At 42.9% G+C, this 16,608-nt stretch carries 17 protein-coding genes; 14 read left to right on the top strand and 3 right to left on the bottom strand.

Annotated elements, in window-relative coordinates; genetic code table 11:
- The first annotated feature begins 17 nt into the window (after window positions 1-17).
- From NST31_RS00640 to NST31_RS00595, 10 genes are all read left to right on the top strand, one after another.
- Entirely contained in the window at window positions 18-581 is a 564-nt protein-coding gene (locus NST31_RS00640; RefSeq protein WP_339163333.1) for a hypothetical protein, read from the top strand.
- Window positions 581-1,993 (top strand): MBL fold metallo-hydrolase, encoded by a 1,413-nt coding sequence (locus NST31_RS00635; RefSeq protein ID WP_339163332.1) that lies wholly within the window; start codon window positions 581-583, stop codon window positions 1,991-1,993. The genes NST31_RS00640 and NST31_RS00635 overlap by 1 nt, the downstream gene beginning before the upstream one ends.
- 152 nt (window positions 1,994-2,145) lie before the next feature.
- Window positions 2,146-2,784 carry an MOSC domain-containing protein gene (locus tag NST31_RS00630; protein ID WP_171974008.1) on the top strand — a complete coding sequence of 213 codons (639 nt, stop codon included), beginning with the start codon at window positions 2,146-2,148 and terminating at the stop codon, window positions 2,782-2,784.
- Window positions 2,785-3,148: 364 nt separating this feature from the next.
- On the top strand, window positions 3,149-4,249 hold the full coding sequence (gene proB / locus NST31_RS00625) for a glutamate 5-kinase (RefSeq protein WP_339163329.1): 1,101 nt from the start codon (window positions 3,149-3,151) through the stop codon (window positions 4,247-4,249).
- A 24-nt stretch (window positions 4,250-4,273) separates the two neighbouring features.
- The gene (locus tag NST31_RS00620; RefSeq protein ID WP_339163327.1) at window positions 4,274-5,545 is read left to right on the top strand and encodes a glutamate-5-semialdehyde dehydrogenase; all 1,272 of its coding nucleotides are present in this window, start codon (window positions 4,274-4,276) and stop codon (window positions 5,543-5,545) included.
- A gap of 47 nt (window positions 5,546-5,592) precedes the next feature.
- Entirely contained in the window at window positions 5,593-6,666 is a 1,074-nt protein-coding gene (locus tag NST31_RS00615) for a branched-chain amino acid aminotransferase (RefSeq protein WP_077113483.1), read from the top strand.
- A gap of 72 nt (window positions 6,667-6,738) precedes the next feature.
- Window positions 6,739-7,254 carry a G/U mismatch-specific DNA glycosylase gene (gene mug / locus NST31_RS00610; RefSeq protein WP_077113482.1) on the top strand — a complete coding sequence of 172 codons (516 nt, stop codon included), beginning with the start codon at window positions 6,739-6,741 and terminating at the stop codon, window positions 7,252-7,254.
- A 202-nt stretch (window positions 7,255-7,456) separates the two neighbouring features.
- Entirely contained in the window at window positions 7,457-7,807 is a 351-nt protein-coding gene (locus NST31_RS00605) for an ASCH domain-containing protein (RefSeq protein WP_077113529.1), read from the top strand.
- A gap of 487 nt (window positions 7,808-8,294) precedes the next feature.
- Window positions 8,295-8,441: a hypothetical protein gene (locus NST31_RS00600; RefSeq protein WP_339163324.1), complete on the top strand. Its 147-nt coding sequence runs from the start codon at window positions 8,295-8,297 to the stop codon at window positions 8,439-8,441.
- A 135-nt stretch (window positions 8,442-8,576) separates the two neighbouring features.
- Window positions 8,577-9,194: a YitT family protein gene (locus tag NST31_RS00595; protein WP_077113481.1), complete on the top strand. Its 618-nt coding sequence runs from the start codon at window positions 8,577-8,579 to the stop codon at window positions 9,192-9,194.
- 48 nt (window positions 9,195-9,242) lie between these two features.
- Here NST31_RS00595 and NST31_RS00590 read toward each other — a convergent pair whose 3' ends face one another.
- Together NST31_RS00590 and NST31_RS00585 are read right to left on the bottom strand one after the other, a co-directional pair.
- A complete protein-coding gene (locus NST31_RS00590; protein ID WP_339163319.1) occupies window positions 9,243-9,794 on the bottom strand; it encodes a histidine phosphatase family protein in 552 nt (183 codons plus the stop codon).
- Window positions 9,776-10,546 (bottom strand): phosphosulfolactate synthase, encoded by a 771-nt coding sequence (locus NST31_RS00585; protein ID WP_339163317.1) that lies wholly within the window; start codon window positions 10,544-10,546, stop codon window positions 9,776-9,778. The genes NST31_RS00590 and NST31_RS00585 overlap by 19 nt, the downstream gene beginning before the upstream one ends.
- A gap of 161 nt (window positions 10,547-10,707) precedes the next feature.
- On the opposite strand from NST31_RS00585, the gene NST31_RS00580 reads away from it, so the two are divergent.
- The 3 genes from NST31_RS00580 (at window position 10,708) to NST31_RS00570 (ending at window position 14,102) form a co-directional block, all read left to right on the top strand.
- Entirely contained in the window at window positions 10,708-11,952 is a 1,245-nt protein-coding gene (locus NST31_RS00580; RefSeq protein ID WP_339163314.1) for an MFS transporter, read from the top strand.
- 17 nt (window positions 11,953-11,969) lie between these two features.
- Window positions 11,970-12,266 (top strand): hypothetical protein, encoded by a 297-nt coding sequence (locus NST31_RS00575; RefSeq protein ID WP_339163312.1) that lies wholly within the window; start codon window positions 11,970-11,972, stop codon window positions 12,264-12,266.
- 135 nt (window positions 12,267-12,401) lie between these two features.
- A complete protein-coding gene (locus NST31_RS00570; RefSeq protein WP_339163309.1) occupies window positions 12,402-14,102 on the top strand; it encodes a pyruvate kinase in 1,701 nt (566 codons plus the stop codon).
- Between the two features lie 308 nt (window positions 14,103-14,410).
- Here the strand turns inward: NST31_RS00570 and NST31_RS00565 are convergent, their stop codons facing one another.
- A complete protein-coding gene (locus NST31_RS00565) occupies window positions 14,411-15,061 on the bottom strand; it encodes a GntR family transcriptional regulator (protein ID WP_077113476.1) in 651 nt (216 codons plus the stop codon).
- 325 nt (window positions 15,062-15,386) lie between these two features.
- On the opposite strand from NST31_RS00565, the gene NST31_RS00560 reads away from it, so the two are divergent.
- Window positions 15,387-16,592 carry a CoA transferase gene (locus NST31_RS00560; RefSeq protein WP_339163307.1) on the top strand — a complete coding sequence of 402 codons (1,206 nt, stop codon included), beginning with the start codon at window positions 15,387-15,389 and terminating at the stop codon, window positions 16,590-16,592.
- Window positions 16,593-16,608 lie beyond the last annotated feature (16 nt).

Raw genomic sequence — 16,608 nt, 5'->3', positions numbered from 1 at the left:
TAGAAAGGGGAAGCGTGATGGCCAAGACAATCGTTTCGAATAAAGATTGGCTGGATCAAATTGATCCCGACACGCAAGAGGCGTTGCAAAACATTTTGAAGCAACTGCCCGAACTGGCAGATCATATCGAAAAAATGAATCGGGCCGCCTCTTTTGGTGAGACACTGCTGAAAGACGACGAGACATTACACAAAGTCAAATTGTTCTTGGATCATTCCAATTTCGATATTGGAACGATTACAGCCGCGATCCGTTTACTTGAGAAATTGCCATTTCTTGTGGAAGTGGCGGATCGGCTAGAGACTTTCATCAGATTTATCGAAAGTGTTTTAAAAGATGAACAGTCCCTGAGCTATTTACAAAGGAATATGGAAGAATATTTGTCCGATGCCACTGACAAAGTGGCAGAAGGGAAGCAACTTTGGGAACAAGTCAAACAAATGGCCGAAAACAACGAAAAGCAAATCACCCTGTTTACCGTCATGAAATGGATGAAGGAGCCGAAAGTGCAAAAGCTTTTAGCTTATGTGCAAGCATTGATCTATGTTCTTCCAGCGGAAGAAAATAGAAAGGAAGTGTAATGGTCTTGTTTATGCGCTATTTTTATGATGAATACCTTGCCCATGCCTCTTATTTGGTCGGTTGTCAAAAAACAGGGGAGGCGATTGTCATTGACCCGGCGCGGCATATTGATCCGTATGTCACAGTGGCCGAGCAGCAGCGCTTGACATTGACGGCGGCGGTCGAGACACATATCCATGCCGATTTCGTTTCCGGCTCCCGTGAGCTGGCTGATCAATATGGCGCGACATTGTATTTATCAGATGAAGGTGGCGAGTATTGGCAATACAAAAACCTCGAACATGTGAGCCATCAGCTAGTAAAGGAAGGAGACACACTGCAAATCGGGAGTCTGGAATTAATGGTCATTCATACCCCGGGACATACACCTGAAAGTATTTCCTTGATATTGACAGATACATCTGATGGAAAAGAGGCGCCGGTCGGTATATTTACGGGAGATTTCGTGTTTGTCGGGGATGTCGGCCGCCCGGATCTTTTGGAAACGGCGATAGGAGTTGAAGGGGCGGCATTAGATGGGGCGAAAGCAATGTTTCGTTCACTTGAACGTTTTAAGGCATTGCCGGACTATTTACAAGTTTGGCCGGCTCACGGCGCCGGAAGCGCATGTGGAAAAGCTTTGGGCGCGATCCCAAGCTCAACTGTCGGCTATGAAAAAATGTATAATTGGGCTTTGCAGTATGATGATATCCGAATATTTGCCAAGGATTTGATGGCGGGTCAGCCCGAACCACCACCTTATTTTTCTATTATGAAAAAAGTGAACCAATCAGGCCCTCCATTATTAAAGCACCTTTGCTCTCCTGTAAAAGTCAATGACGCGGGCTCTTTATACAGTTGGCTGAAAAAAGGAACGGTAGTCGACACAAGGCCAGCGGAAGATTTTGGCAACGGGCATGTTCCGGGCTCCATCAACCTCCCATTCAATCAAAGTTTTGCCAATTGGGCAGGCTGGCTGATCGATTATGACAAACCGCTATATATATTGGCGGCTGACGGAAAGTTCGCGGAAATCGCGCAAGTCCTTTCATCAATTGGTATCGATTCTATAGCGGGATATATGAATGTTCACACTGCATTAAGAAAATATTTAGAATTGGAAACGTTCGATAACGTGGAGCTTGATCATATTCAAAACAGCTCAAATGTTAAAAAATACGCTTTCCTTGACGTTCGTAATGTAAAAGAGTGGGAGCAGGGGCATATATCCGGCGCGCTTCATATTCCACTGGGACAATTGCCAAAACGGCTGAATGAAATTCCGGAAGAGGAGCCGATTGTTGTTTATTGCGCTTCTGGTTTCCGTTCGGCAATAGCCGCCAGTATTTTGCAAGCGCAAGGGATCAAAGATGTCGTTAATTTGTCAGGCGGGTATAACAAGTGGAAACAGGGGGCGGAAGCGTCCGTCTAAGCGGATTTCCGGATCATAAGATCGTTCGCCGGCGTTTTTTGCCGGCTATTTCTGTTTTATGGAAGCATACATGTCGTCTTCATGCACCAAAGAAGGTATAATCAAATAATAGTTTGCGATTTGGTCGAAAAAATGACCGGGAGGTGCTTAAATTGAAGATTTATTCGTTAAATGTAGGCCTGCCCCAGTTGGTCAGTAATCAAAAGGGACAAGTCGTGAAGTCTGGCATTCGAAAAAAGCCGGTCGCCTCCGTCTTCCTTGCAAAAAACGGATTCCAAGGGGATGATGTCGCTGATAAAGCGAATCATGGCGGGGATGATCGGGCGGTTTGTTTTTATCCATATGAACACTATGAAGAATGGAACGATTTGGTTGAAAGAGAGCTTTCCATACCGGCTTTTGGCGAAAACATCACGATTGCCCATTTTCCGGAAACCGAAGCATGTGTGGGAGATGTAATAGAAATTGGCGAAGCGGCTGTCCAAATTACTCATGGCCGCATACCATGTGCCAAAATCGATATTTTTAACCGTGTCAATGGCATGTTTTATAAAGTGATTCAAACAGGAAAAACAGGTTATTTTGCAAGGGTGCTTAAAGAGGGGACAGTTACGGAAAATAGTCCGGTGAAATTGGCTGATCGTCTGGAATCAGCGATGACCGTTGCTCACTTAAACCATTTGTTTTTCTTCGACCGTACTAACAAGCCTGAACTGGAAAGAGCGGTCTCCATCCCCGAACTGGCAGAAGATATGAGATCCAGACTAAAGCAGTTGCTGGATAAAATATGAAAAGTGATCAACAGAAGGAAAAAAGCGCTCTCGTCAACTAATGCCCCTTGACTTTTTTCGTGATAATCATCATAATGAGTTACAAACTATGAACGTTAACGGAGGATCAGTAAGCGGATCTTTCTGTGCAAGAGAGCGAAATTTATAAGCTGGAAGATTTCGTCACAAGAAAACCGCCGAACCTGCCTCCCGAGTCCCGTGCAAACACGGGCGCGTCCTGGCGTTATCAGGGTAAGAGGAGTGCCTGCGGGCGCTCAAATAATGGTGGTACCGCGGAAGAAGCTCTTTCGTCCTTATGGAAGGATGGAAGGGCTATTTTATTTTCCATTTATTTACTGAAGGATCATGTACGAGGAGAAGGATCATGAAAAAGAAAAGAATTGTCGTCAAAATAGGGAGCAGCTCCTTGACAAACGACCAAGGGGAAATAGATCAAACAAAGTTTATGGATCATGTGTACGCATTGGCAGCTTTAAAAAAGGCTAAACATGAGGTTATATTGGTTTCTTCGGGGGCGGTGGCGGCAGGTTTTAAAAAGCTGGGATATCCGACCCGCCCTGTTACGGTCAAAGGCCGCCAAGCTGCCGCTGCTGTTGGACAAAGCCTTCTCATCCAATTATATTCAGAAAAATTGAGCGAATTTCACATTGTTCCTGCCCAACTGCTTTTAACGAGGAGCGACTTTGCGGACAGATCGCGGTTTAGAAATGCGTTTGCCACGATTACAGAATTATTGGATCGCGGTTTATTGCCGATTATTAATGAAAACGATACGGTTGCTGTGGATGAATTGACATTCGGGGACAATGACATGCTCTCAAGCCTCGTGAGCGGCTTTATTCATGCGGATATGCTGATTATTTTAACGGACATCAACGGTCTGTATGATTCAAACCCTCAGACGAATCCACACGCCAAAAGATTTGACAAAATCGAGGAAATTACGGATGAACTGCTTGCCTTGGCGAACGGAACGGGTTCGAAGGTCGGAACAGGAGGCATGAAATCAAAGCTGTTGGCGGCAAAAACGGCGTTATCTTTGGGAGTTCCCGTTTTTATCGGCAAAGGGGAAGGAACAGATAAACTGCTTCAGATTTTAAAGGGATGCGGAGACGGAACTTATATTACAAATGAATCGCTCGGCTCTATTAATGCGATTCGCCAGTGGATCGCGCTCCACTCCGAGACTTCTGGAAAAATCTACGTTGATGAAGGGGCGGAGGAAGCCATTTTGTATAGGGGCAGTAGTTTATTGCCCGCAGGCGTAGATCAAGTAAAAGGAACATTTCAAAAAGGGGATGTTGTAGAAGTATTTGGTGTCAGCGGCTTGCTTGGCCGGGGCGAGGTGGAATGTTCCGCGGATGAGTTACGAGATTTTATTCAAAGTAAACGAGCGAATATAAACAAAAGAACATTGATACCGACCGTTGAGGTTATTCATAGAAACCGTTGGGTCAGTGTTTAATCAATTTAAAGGGGGATGAAAAACATGGATATTATGGAACAGGTAACAGCGGGCGAAGTGAAGAGGAAGGGAAAGGCCGCAAAAGCGGCTAGCCTAAAGATGGTGAATTTGTCAACGGCAGAGAAAAACAAAGGTTTGGAGTTGATCGCAGAACAGTTGTTGGCGCAACAAGCCTTGATTTTGACGGAAAATGCCAAGGATTTGCAGGTGGGAAAAGAAAATGGTTTGTCCGATGCCGTGTTGGACAGAATCATGCTCAATGAAAAAAGAATCAATGATATGGCGCATGCTGTAAGGTTGCTTACTGAATTACAAGATCCGATTGGTGAAACATTGGAGACGATTCAAAAAGATAACGGTCTGTCCATCCAGAAAAAACGGGTTCCCATCGGTGTGATCGGCATGGTGTACGAAGCGAGACCCAATGTGACCATCGATGCGGCCACGCTCTCGCTGAAAACTGGAAACGCAGTGATTTTAAGAGGAAGCTCATCTGCCAAATATTCGAATATGGCACTCGTCAAGATCATTCATCAAGCACTTGACAAAAGCAGTATTCCGGCAGATGGGGTGCAATTGATCGAGGATACGAGCAGGGAAACGGCGAGGGAACTTTTTCGTTTGAACCAATATTTGGATGTATTAATTCCCCGTGGAGGTAAAAACCTCATTGAAACAGTCATTCGGGAATCTACCGTGCCAGTCATTGAAACAGGTGCCGGAAATTGTCATATCTATATTGATGAACATGCTGATAAGACTATGGCGGAAAAGATTGTCTTAAATGCAAAATTACAAAGGCCTTCAGTATGTAATGCGGCCGAGTCCATTTTGATACATGAGCATTGGTTGCGGCAAAATGGCAAGGGGATTTTGGAAAAACTTGCTGAACAACAAGTGGAAATCTATGGTGATGAGCAAGTGTGTTCCAGCTTTCCAAGTGCGAAACGCGCCACTGAAGAAGACTGGGCAGCAGAATACTTGGGCCTGCAAGTCAGTGTAAAGACTGTTCAATCCGTAGATGAGGCCATTGCCCATATTAACACATACGGAACAAAACACTCCGAAGCAATTGTGACCAACAACGAAGCCAATGCCGAGAAATTTTTAAGCAGCGTAGACGCCTCTGCGGTTTACCACAACGCTTCTACCCGTTTTACAGATGGGTTTGAATTTGGTTACGGGGCCGAAATTGGCATCAGCACACAAAAATTGCACGCGCGGGGTCCCATGGGATTAAAAGCCCTCACCTCATCCAAGTTTTATGTTTATGGAGATGGACAAATCCGGGAATAAAATGATTAAATAGAGATAAGCAGATTATGAGAGAAGGAGATAGTATCTTGAAAAGTAATCAAATTACCGTTGAAATTAGCGATAATCGAAAGGAAAAACCCGCCTTTTCGAGCCTTCAATTTGGAAAAACGTTCACGGACCATATGTTTGTCATGGATTATACGGAAGATCAAGGTTGGCATCATCCAAGAATTGTTCCTTACCAACCGATCACGCTCGATCCAGCAGCAACCATCTTTCACTACGGACAAACCGTTTTTGAGGGACTAAAAGCATATTTGTCAGAAAATGAAGAAGTCTTTCTTTTTAGACCAGAAGAAAATATCAAAAGGTTAAATCGGTCATGTGAACGACTCTGTATCCCGCAGGTCGATGAGGAAATTGCCTTGGAAGCTTTACAGAAGCTTGTTGACATTGACCGGGAATGGATTCCGAATGTCGAAGGGATGGCCCTTTATATTCGTCCGTTCATCATTTCTACGGAGCCCAATTTGGACGTGACTCCGTCAAAATCGTATACATTCATGATCATCCTTTCGCCTGTTGGTGCTTTTTACAAAGAGGGGATAAATCCTGTAAAGATAGCGGTTGAGCAAGAGTATGTCCGGGCGGTCAGGGGCGGAACGGGAAATGCCAAAACAGCCGGGAATTATGCCGGAGCCATGCTCGCCCAAAAGCAATCCGGAAAATCCGGCTATTCGCAAGTTTTGTGGCTGGACGGTAAAGAAAATAAATATATCGAAGAAGTCGGCAGCATGAATGTATTTTTCAAAATAAACGGGGAAGTGGTAACCCCGGAACTAAGCGGCAGCATTTTGGAAGGTATTACGCGAAAATCGGTCATCGAATTGCTGAAACATTGGAATGTCCCTGTATCGGAACGAAAAATTTCGATTGACGACATTTATGATGCGTATAAAAACGGACAGCTCGAAGAAGCGTTTGGAACCGGTACTGCAGCCGTTATTTCACCTATTGGCGAGTTATTTTGGAAAAGCGAAAAGCTTATCATTAACGATGGAAAAACGGGAGAGTTGGCCAAAAAAATATATGATGCGTTAACCGGCATACAAACAGGTAAGGTCGAAGATCCATTTGGTTGGCGAGTGACAGTTCAATAACGAAAAAATAAAGCCTCTAAAAAGCTGAAATATGTGCTTCGGAGGCTTTTTCCATTCAAGGGAGGCATGTAATTGGAATCGATACCAGACCATATAAAAGAAAATTTGCGAGTGTTGTTTATTGGCTTTAACCCCAGTATTCGCTCCGGTGAGACAGGACACCATTATGCGAATCCGACAAATCGCTTTTGGACTATATTACAACTGTCGGGGCTTACGGAAAGGAAATACTCGTCTGAAGAAGATTACAAACTTCTTGATTTAGGATATGGCTTGACAAATATTGTGGCAAAACCGACGAAAAATGCCGCGGAACTTACAAAAGCAGAATATGAGGCGGGTAGAAAAGCATTAATCCAAAAAATAAGCCGATATAAGCCGAAGATCGCTTGTTTTGTTGGGAAGGGAGTCTATGAGCAATTCAGCAGGCAAAAGAACATTCCCTGGGGGAAGCAACAGCGTTCGGTTGTCCCTGGAACAATTGATTTTGTCGCGCCTTCTTCGAGTGGCCTAGTCCGCATGAAAATCGTTGAAATAGCCGCAATCTACCGCGAACTAAAAGAACTGCTTTCGCAACTGGAAAAGTAAAAGCTCGGATAGAAGAAATCCGCCAAAAGCCAATAGGCAAACGGCTTATAAGGTCAACCTACTGGAGAACACCCGCACATATCAAAAAGGTGGAACATGAAGTAGCAAGCCTAAGAGTAGCATAGCCCTTTGTTTAATGACTCTTTATATTTCGGCTATGTTAAAATATATCTTAAATAATAAAAGAAATAAGGTGATTGACATGACGACTACAGATAAAAATCGAGAGCTTCCCCCAAAAACATGTACGATTGAAAGACTTGTTACTGTAAAAAGAGATGTTGAAAATGTCATTAAAGGAATCAAAACCGCAACACGAAGAAATGGACGATATGCAGACATTGGCGAAGTGATGGATTTGAATGGATATCAATTTGTCGTTCATAATGTATATTCCCAATCACTGGGAGAGATGAAGGACGAGCATGCGCAACAAGAAGGCTATGAAAGTCTGGAAAAGTATAAAGAAAATATATTGAAGCTGCATCCAGGCATGCCGTGGTCTCCCAAGATGAAAGTGTGGGTACATGAATTTTCACCGTTGCAAAAATAAGCCCTCAATCCAAACGCCGAGATATCCAAGCTGTTGCCAGGCATGCAAGAGTTTATTGCTATGTGATCCATAGGCTCGATGATGAGGTTAATCATGTTCATCGACAAATGAAAGATACAAATCTTAAAGCGCTTTTTTCCAAGCTCAAAGGATTTGGCGGCCAGAATTGTTGCTACTATTGAACTTAACGAAATTGCATTTTATTGAAAAATAATTTGGATGAGTATTTCACAAGGATGAGATACTCATTTTTTAATCATTCAAATCGCCTATTATGCTTTTAACAAAAATATAGTGGAAAAGCTTCTGAACAAAAGACGATTAACATGGCTCCCGCCATGTAGATAACATACTTGACAACTCATTGTATTGTCGTCTGTTCGGGACTACTTAAACGATAAATTGCTGATGTGATGGTTTTTGATTATGGGTAAAATTAAAAAAACCGGAAATAATAATCCCATTCCGAAAAGGAGGAGGTTTTTTTATGAAACGTAAGGCGGGTAGTGAAAAGCAAACAAGCAAACAACCATTTCACCATGACGACGCGACAACAAACACTAAAAGAAAAAACCGCAAGTCTGTCCAATCTGAGAAGATGCGCTACAAAAACGCCGATGATGTATATGAATAAGAAAAGCCGTAAGATTTCCTCGATGTTTCATAATCTTCTTACTTGCTCATAAAATGGACAAGGAAGGAAATTTTTTCGGAGGGGAAACGATGTGGAAGATATAAATGTCCGTTTAAAAGGTAATGACCACTTCTTATGAGACGTCTATTCCTAACATATGCTTGTTTATTTGGCGGCGCTTTTTTGCAAGGGATGTCCATGTCCATCTTTCTTTTTCCACATTCTATTCCTTCCGGAGGGGCAGCCGGCATAGCGTTGTTATTGAATCACTGGTTTGATTTAACACTCGGATTTTCTCTATGGCTCGCCAATGCCGTATTTTTGTTGTTTGCCTTAAATTATTTTGGTTATACATGGACGTTTCGAACGATCCTTTCTGTTGCCACGACCTCAGCGACCATCAGTGTTTTAACAGCCCAAGTCACTTTTCCCCACGGGCATATTGTAATCGATCTATTGGCTGGCAGCTTGTTTTTTGGATTGGGAGTGGGGCTGCTGATCAGGGCGGGGGCATCGAGCGGAGGAATGGTCATACCGGCACTCATGATTGCCTTTCATAAAAACTGGAGCCCTGGAAAAGTGATGATGTGTATTAATTTGGGCATTTTTTTGCTTACATCGCTCGTGATAGATTATAAGATTGTCATTTTTGCGATTGTCTGTCAATTGATATCCACAAACATCATTGATTTTATATACGGGCTGAACTTTCACAAAATGTTGGCTTTAACCCCCTATTGGAGAAAAAAATAAAAAGCTTGGCTGGAACATGGACACTCGCGTGTAAAAAAGAAGGAGATCTTAAAAGATCCCCAATGTCCGATGATTGAAATTGAGCGTCATAAACTCATTATTATCAAAAGATATTTTGTTCATTTCATTTATATCTCCGGTATTATAGTACGAAATCAAAGCTCGCGCCCATGAACCGTGGCCAAAAATCAACACGTTTTTTTGGTTTTTATATTTTTCCAAACATAATTCAATTCGTTGTTTTAGATCATTCAATGATTCCCCCAATTGAATCTCTTTCGGATTGCTGGTCCATCTATCGCCAAAGGTTTCAAATAATATAGATTTTTGCATACCTTCAAATGGACCGAAATCCAATTCATCCAGCAACGGGTCAATGGTGGGTCGATAACCGTATTGCTCGGCTGTTTGAACTGTTCGTTGCAATGTGCTGGCCAGCACTTTACTAAACGGTCCGAGCCGAGAAAGGCTTCTTTGGTTTTTGGCAATTTGTCTTTGTACTTCCCGTGTTACCGGTGCGATGGGTATATCTCGTCTGCCTTGCAGCTTCCCCAGTGTATTCCATTCAGTGGGAAGATGCCTTAAAATGTTAACTTGCATGCACGCTCCTCCACATAAAATGTTTCACAACGCAGCCCGCAGCGCTGCGCCTCCAGAACCAAGACATCCGCAGGTTTCACATTCCCCAAGTTGACATTCGGACCAATTTCATTTATAAAATACATTTGATGCTTGGGCAAGGGAGCTTCAAAAATAATCTTTTTGCTGTCAATTTCTTTTAGCAACTCTTGAATCAAATAAGATTTAATATCCCCGCTTTTTTCGTAAATTCCCGATGTCCCCGAATCCCTTCCTTCTGTAATCACATAGTCGCAGCCTGCCTCTAATAATTGCGCCATTTCCATTTTCCAGTCACATACCGACATTTCTTTATTCGCGTCTTTTGAACCGACTTCGGCAATAATGTGGAATTCTTCTTCCAATTCTTGGATGAGGCGCAGCCTGTCTTGAAGCGGAATATCGATCGTTCCGTTAGATATTTCAATCCAGTGAATACCCAATTCTTTTAAATAAGAAGCATATTCGGGGATTTTATGTTGTACAAAACATTTTTCGAACAATGTCCCTCCACAGTACACATCGATTTCATATTGTTGATAAAGATTTATTTTTTTCTTGATGTTGGGAGTAATATAGGCCGAGCCGATTGCCAACTTGGCGATATCAATGAATTGTCCGAAATCCGCCAATATGTTTTCCAGTTGTCCAGTGGGTATTCCAAAATCAGCTATGGATGTAATGCCATAGGTTCTTTTTCCTGAAGTTCTTACAGGTAAAGATAGAAACTCCATTGGTAGCGCCTCCTCCGTAATTCTAGGATAGGATATTCAAAATATGGTTGAACGTGTATATCATTATGTGGTGATAGGACATTGGCCGTCTGCATAAAAAGAAAGCGGAAATCAAATAATAACCGGGACAATTTTTTTCGCCAAAGCGAGGGACAATGAAAATGCCTGAGAAAAGAAACAAGGGGTTGACCATCCTTGCCATCAGTTCAATCCCGCTTATTTTAGTCCTGGGGAATTCCATGTTAATACCTATTCTGCCCAAGATGAAAGCAGAACTGGATATTTCACAATTTAAAGTCAGCCTTGTCATTACTGTCTTTTCCATGGCGGCAGCCATCGCGATTCCAGTATTGGGCTATTTATCTGATCGATTCAGCCGAAAAGCCGTTATCATCCCGGCCCTGATCTTATATGGAAGCGGGGGACTTTTAGCCGGTGCCGCATCAGCCTGGTTTTCCAATGCGTACATATGGGTGCTGGCGGGCCGGATAATGCAAGGGGTCGGAGCAGCAGGAACGGCGCCCATTGCGATGGCATTGACGGGAGATCTGTTTAAGGGCGGGGAACAAAGCAAGGTCTTGGGGCTGGTGGAAGCATCCAACGGGTTTGGCAAAGTGATTAGCCCGATTCTTGGCTCTTTGTTGGCACTCATTATTTGGTATGCAGCCTTTTTTGCTTTCCCGATTTTCTGTCTCATTTCCATACTATTAACCATTTTCTTTGTCAAAGAAAAGAAGAAGGAAGAAAAACCCCCTTCAGCAGGAACATATGTGAAGGGATTATTGTCTGTTTTCAAAACGGAAGGGCGCTGGTTGTTTGTTGCTTACTTTGCAGGGGCAGCCTGCCTGTTTACACTATTTGGCATTTTGTTTTATATTTCAGATATTCTTGAAAAGGATTATGACATTAACGGCTTGTTAAAAGGCGGGATTTTGGCGATTCCCTTATTGTTTATGACAACAACCTCTTATTTTACGGGAAGCAAAATTGGCAAAAAGATGAAGTTGATGAAGACTCTTATTGTCATCGGCCTTATTTTAATGACCGCTTCTTTTTCCACACTGATTTTTTTTAAAAGCTTGATTCCCTTTTTCTCTATTCTCGTGTTTAGCAGTATCGGAACCGGACTTGTCCTTCCCTGCATCAACAGCTTTATTACCGGATCGGTGTCAGCCAATCGGAGAGGGTTTGTCACGTCATTGTATGGCTCAGTCAGATTTTTGGGCGTGGCGGTCGGACCTCCCGTGTACAGTGCCTTAATGGATTGGTCACGGACGGGAATGTTTTTAACAACGGCTGGTTTAACGCTATTTGCGGCCATACTTTGCCTGTTTTTCATCAGAGTGGGGAAAAAAGAGACTTCCAACAAACGGGATACGCTGTTTGAACAATTAAAGTTTACGTAAAGGAGTATGTATGCCAGATGGAAATTTATTTTTCACCGGAGATTATGACACCCCATTTTCAAGTGTTAAATGTTGTGGATTCAAAAGAACGCGCCGTCGGAAATGTTGCTTTTTTATTTGCTGAAAAAAAAATGTACGTATACGGCATTCTGGAGGAAGAAGGTGTGGAAGCAGACTTTAAAGATTTGCTTACACCGTATCTAAAAGGCATGATGAAAGCACAAGAAGGATTGGATCTGTTTTCCTGCATTTATGTTGGATGTAAAAAAGTGAAAATGAACGAAGAAGGCGCAGAAGGGGATAACGGACAGTGAATACATTCATAGAGGCCAAAAAAAGCCTCTTTTTTTGTTTGTCATTTGCAGAAGGATAAAGGACAACATTCGAAAAGCATATGATGTAAATAGGATGTCGTTAGACAGGGAAATCGTCTGGAGGTGATATGAACAATGACCGATCTGGCAAGCCGCATCCAATCTCTGTATGAACAAGTGGTGACCGAAGTGGAACGTGCTATTGCCCAGTATCCGGTACGCCAAGGTGAAAAAAGCAGGAACAACTTATTGGCATACCATGCTCTTCAAAAGCATCCGATCAATGATTTGGAAATGCTTTTAAAGGAGCGTGGACTTTCATCTGTTCGGGAGTCACTGCCTCATATCATGTATACGTTACAAAAAATAATGGAAAATCTGGGCGTGCATTTTTTACCTCCATCTCATCTTTCGGCTTTGTCACCGTTTGAGGCCAGACTGATTTCCCGGATCAGAACCGATCTCGCCCTTGGGAATATTGTCGGTGGCCGCCATACAAGAATTATGGTGACCCTTGATTCGCGAATGCTTGATCAACCATCCATAATGGACCATTTATTAATCAATGGAATGGAAATTGCCCGGATTAATTGTGCCCATGATCATCCGGACATTTGGGAGTCGCTCATACAAATGGTTCGGGAATCTGAACAAAGGCTTCACATTCCATGCAAAATATATATGGACTTAGCAGGGCCCAAAGTGAGACTGGGAGCTTTTCATAAAGAAAAAAAGCCATTAAAAATACAGGTTCCTACAGACCTATCTGGAAAATGGAAGGAAGTTTCTGGTTTTCTTGATCTATCCGCCCCGGAATCGAAGGTGATGAAAGGAATAGATGGCCAAAATACTTTCGTGTTGGCTGTAAGAAATAAGGATATGTTCAAAGAAGCGCAAAAGGGAGATGACATTTTTTTTCGTGATGTTAAAAATCGGCCGCGAACACTCAAAATTGATGAATGTGTCAGTCACAGCCGCATGAAAGTTACGGTGGATCAAACATCACTGATTGATGAACATGTTGTTTTTCAACATAAAGCAGGCAAGTTTTCGATTCATTCCATCCATCCCAGTCCTGTTGAAATAAAAGTAAAAAGAGGAGACATATTGCGATTGTATCTGAATGAGGCACGTCCTGGACACGCGGCAACCGAACATGAACCCGCCGGCGTTCCCGTTACTTTGCCAAAAGCGTTCCGAAATGTGATGCCCGATGACCGAATTTTTATTGATGATGGCAAAATCAATGGTGTTGTCCATCAAGTACAAAAAGATTTTATTGATGTAAAAATTCAATTTCCAACGATTGGCTATGCGAAAGTGAAAGAGGGGAAAGGGATTAATTTGCCGGATTCACTAGTGGATTTGAATGTGCCGGCCATTACGGAAAAAGACTTTCAAGAATCAGCTTTTCAGCACCTTGCCCGGATTATCATCGAAGGGTTAAACTTCCAGCGTTTCGCTGTAATGATCGCCAGGGGCGACTTGGTGATTGAAACCGGGCCCGAGCATTTATCTCATATACAGGATGAAATTTTGGCGATGTGTACTGCCGCGCATATTCCGGTGATATGGGCTACAGGAATCTTGGAACGATTGACGAAGAAGGGCATCCCGGCCCGTTCGGAAATAACAGACGCTTCTTACGGAAAGCGGGCGGATGCAGTGATGTTAAATAAAGGTCCCTATATTATACAATCGGTCAAATTGCTTGATCGACTGTTGCAAACGGGCGATGAATTCATTTCAGGCAGCCCATACCGTCAGGCGTGGCACCAGCCGGGGCTTTTTATTCCCTCATTTCGGAAAAAGCTGCCTGTTCGGCAACATATGTAAAACGGCCACATTGTTCTCGGTGTGGCTTCCAACTACCACAAGGTAAAAACGCTTGTATGTAATGCGTGTTCAAGACCTGACCGGCTTAAAACGAGGCCGGCATATGTGTAACTCCGTTTCCCCTTGGAACAAGCTTCATCACTTCTGGCATCGGTCATTTGTGGAACGACTTTAGGATTGACAAATGAAACCGCTTCGAATTTTTGATTCCAGCATTGAGTGTAGAAATGAACTGAACTTCTTGCTTGGTTTTTTGAATGCCATCATGAGGTCCAACTTCACAAATTCGAATCATATAAACGTTCCTTTCACTTTTCCATTGAATTATTTTCCAAAAAGGTCAACACATGATCGCGCGCCCCGTAAACATGCTCCTGCATGGCGGATTTTGCCCTTTCAAATTCCTGGTTTCGAATGGCTTCCATAATGGTGTTATGGACTTCATACGAACGGTATAGTTGACGGTCATGATACGAGTAGAAAGAGCGGAAAACGAGTGGGACGACAACGACTTTTGCCAAGTGAAAACCCAAGTGTTCATTTTTCGCCGCTGATAGGATGGCTTGATGAAATTGTTTATTAGCTTGAACAATTTTCTTAATGCTGGAAATATCCGCCTCTGTATATTGGTCAATTGCTTTTTTGTATAAAGAATTGGATTCTTTCATTTTCCATAAATCTTCATCTGAACGGTAGAATGCGGCTTCGCTCGCAACATAGCTTTCCAAAAGAGCCCGTAAATCATAGATTTGGCGAATATCATCTTTGGTAAATGTTCGAACAATGACACCACGTTTGAGAGGGGTGACTAAACCATCATTTTCCAATTTTTTAATGGCTTCACGAATAGGAGTCCGGCTGACATGATATTCTTCGGCCAATGCCTCCTCGGTTAATCTTTTACCCGGTTCAAACCTGCCCGTTATAATGGCATCTTTTATTAGGTTGTAAGGTTCCATTCCGACACCTCGCCATTGCTGTAGATAAACCTTATTGTATACAATGAGAAAACAGACATCAAATTTTAATGGTAAACACTTCTCATTTTTAACGAAATAAAACAGTTGTGATGATTATATAAGCTGTTTATCTGAAAATTTACATATTACAAAAAATAGCATTGCTGGTTTGTATACAAACTGCTATGATAAGTGAAATAGAGAATAAGTAGTGCAGCAATCCTGTTACGCCCCGAAAGACCCCGGATGTTCATGACAATCAGAAATGTGTCGATACCGCTGTGTTTAACGAGCATCAAACATGATAAAAATGGAGGTTTATGAAATGAAGAGTGAAGATAGGTTGCCTTTGGAAGGGATACGGGTACTAGAATTGGGGACACTGCTTGCCGGTCCGTTTACAGGCCGGTTACTCGGAGATTTTGGTGCAGAAGTAGTCAAAATCGAAGCTCCAGACAAAGAAGATCCGATGAGAATATGGGGAAAACAAAAAGATGGACACGGATTATGGTGGCCGATTCAATCACGAAATAAAAAATCAATTACACTCAATTTAAGGGTTGAAGAGGGACAAGAAATTTTTAAAGAGCTAGTGGAAAAGTCGGATATTATCATTGAAAATTTCCGGCCTGGAACGATGGAAAGATGGAATTTATCATATGAGGTTTTATCCGAAATCAATCCAGGAATTATTATGGCTCGCACATCCGGATTCGGACAAACGGGTCCTTATAAGGGGCGGGCAGGGTTTGGAAGCGTGGGTGAGGCGATGGGCGGGCTTCGCTATGTAACAGGCTTTCCTGATCGGCCGCCTACAAGAGTGGGGATTTCTATAGGTGACACACTGGCGGCATTATATGCCACAATCGGAAGTCTGATCGCCCTGCAAGAACGACAGCGTTCCGGGAAAGGACAAGTTGTGGACACGGCTTTGTATGAAGCTGTTTTTTCTGTAATGGAAAGTGTAATTCCGGACTATTTGCTGGCTGGCCATGTTCGTGAACGCACGGGAAATATTTTACCCGGCATTGCGCCCTCCAATATTTATGCGACGAAAGACGGAACGTATATTGTCATGGGCGCGAATGCGGATGGGGTATTTCGCAGGCTTGCCGAAGCAATGGGAACTCCGGAACTGACCGCGGACTCAAAATTTGCGACACATGCTGCGCGCGGACAAAATATGAAAGAACTCGATTTTAGGATTGAACAGTGGACAAAAACAATGTCGGCAAGTGAAGCTCTTGAAATATTGGCTGAAAAGGGTGTGCCTTCCGGATTGATTTATTCGGCAAAAGACATAGTGCAAGATCCGCAATATAAGGCGAGAGAAATGATCATTGATGTGGACCACCCGGTGCTGGGAAAGTTTCCTATGCCGGGGATCGTCCCAAAGCTTGGAAGAACTCCGGGGAAGGTGAAACATCCCGGCTCTGAAGTGAGGGGCAAGCATAATCAAGAAATATACAAGGGTTTACTTGATTATAGTGAGGAAAAACTTCACGAATTAATGAAAAAAACAATTATTTAATGGTCTGTCATTGGCT

This window comes from Siminovitchia sp. FSL W7-1587 (assembly GCF_037963795.1).
Taxonomy (GTDB): domain Bacteria; phylum Bacillota; class Bacilli; order Bacillales; family Bacillaceae_C; genus Siminovitchia; species Siminovitchia thermophila.
The sequence above is the reverse complement of the archived record's forward strand: the minus strand, read 5'-3'. Positions and strand labels throughout refer to the sequence as shown.

Excerpts from the sequence above, each read along its gene's own strand:
- NST31_RS00640 (WP_339163333.1), top strand. The coding sequence starts at position 18 with ATGGCCAAGACAATCGTTTCGAATAAAGATTGGCTGGATCAAATTGAT.
- NST31_RS00635 (WP_339163332.1), top strand. The coding sequence starts at position 581 with ATGGTCTTGTTTATGCGCTATTTTTATGATGAATACCTTGCCCATGCC.
- proB (WP_339163329.1), top strand. The coding sequence starts at position 3,149 with ATGAAAAAGAAAAGAATTGTCGTCAAAATAGGGAGCAGCTCCTTGACA.
- NST31_RS00620 (WP_339163327.1), top strand. The coding sequence starts at position 4,274 with ATGGATATTATGGAACAGGTAACAGCGGGCGAAGTGAAGAGGAAGGGA.
- NST31_RS00605 (WP_077113529.1), top strand. The coding sequence starts at position 7,457 with ATGACGACTACAGATAAAAATCGAGAGCTTCCCCCAAAAACATGTACG.
- NST31_RS00600 (WP_339163324.1), top strand. The coding sequence starts at position 8,295 with ATGAAACGTAAGGCGGGTAGTGAAAAGCAAACAAGCAAACAACCATTT.
- NST31_RS00595 (WP_077113481.1), top strand. The coding sequence starts at position 8,577 with ATGAGACGTCTATTCCTAACATATGCTTGTTTATTTGGCGGCGCTTTT.
- NST31_RS00590 (WP_339163319.1), bottom strand. The coding sequence starts at position 9,794 with ATGCAAGTTAACATTTTAAGGCATCTTCCCACTGAATGGAATACACTG.
- NST31_RS00585 (WP_339163317.1), bottom strand. The coding sequence starts at position 10,546 with ATGGAGTTTCTATCTTTACCTGTAAGAACTTCAGGAAAAAGAACCTAT.
- NST31_RS00580 (WP_339163314.1), top strand. The coding sequence starts at position 10,708 with ATGCCTGAGAAAAGAAACAAGGGGTTGACCATCCTTGCCATCAGTTCA.
- NST31_RS00575 (WP_339163312.1), top strand. The coding sequence starts at position 11,970 with ATGGAAATTTATTTTTCACCGGAGATTATGACACCCCATTTTCAAGTG.
- NST31_RS00570 (WP_339163309.1), top strand. The coding sequence starts at position 12,402 with ATGACCGATCTGGCAAGCCGCATCCAATCTCTGTATGAACAAGTGGTG.
- NST31_RS00565 (WP_077113476.1), bottom strand. The coding sequence starts at position 15,061 with ATGGAACCTTACAACCTAATAAAAGATGCCATTATAACGGGCAGGTTT.
- NST31_RS00560 (WP_339163307.1), top strand. The coding sequence starts at position 15,387 with ATGAAGAGTGAAGATAGGTTGCCTTTGGAAGGGATACGGGTACTAGAA.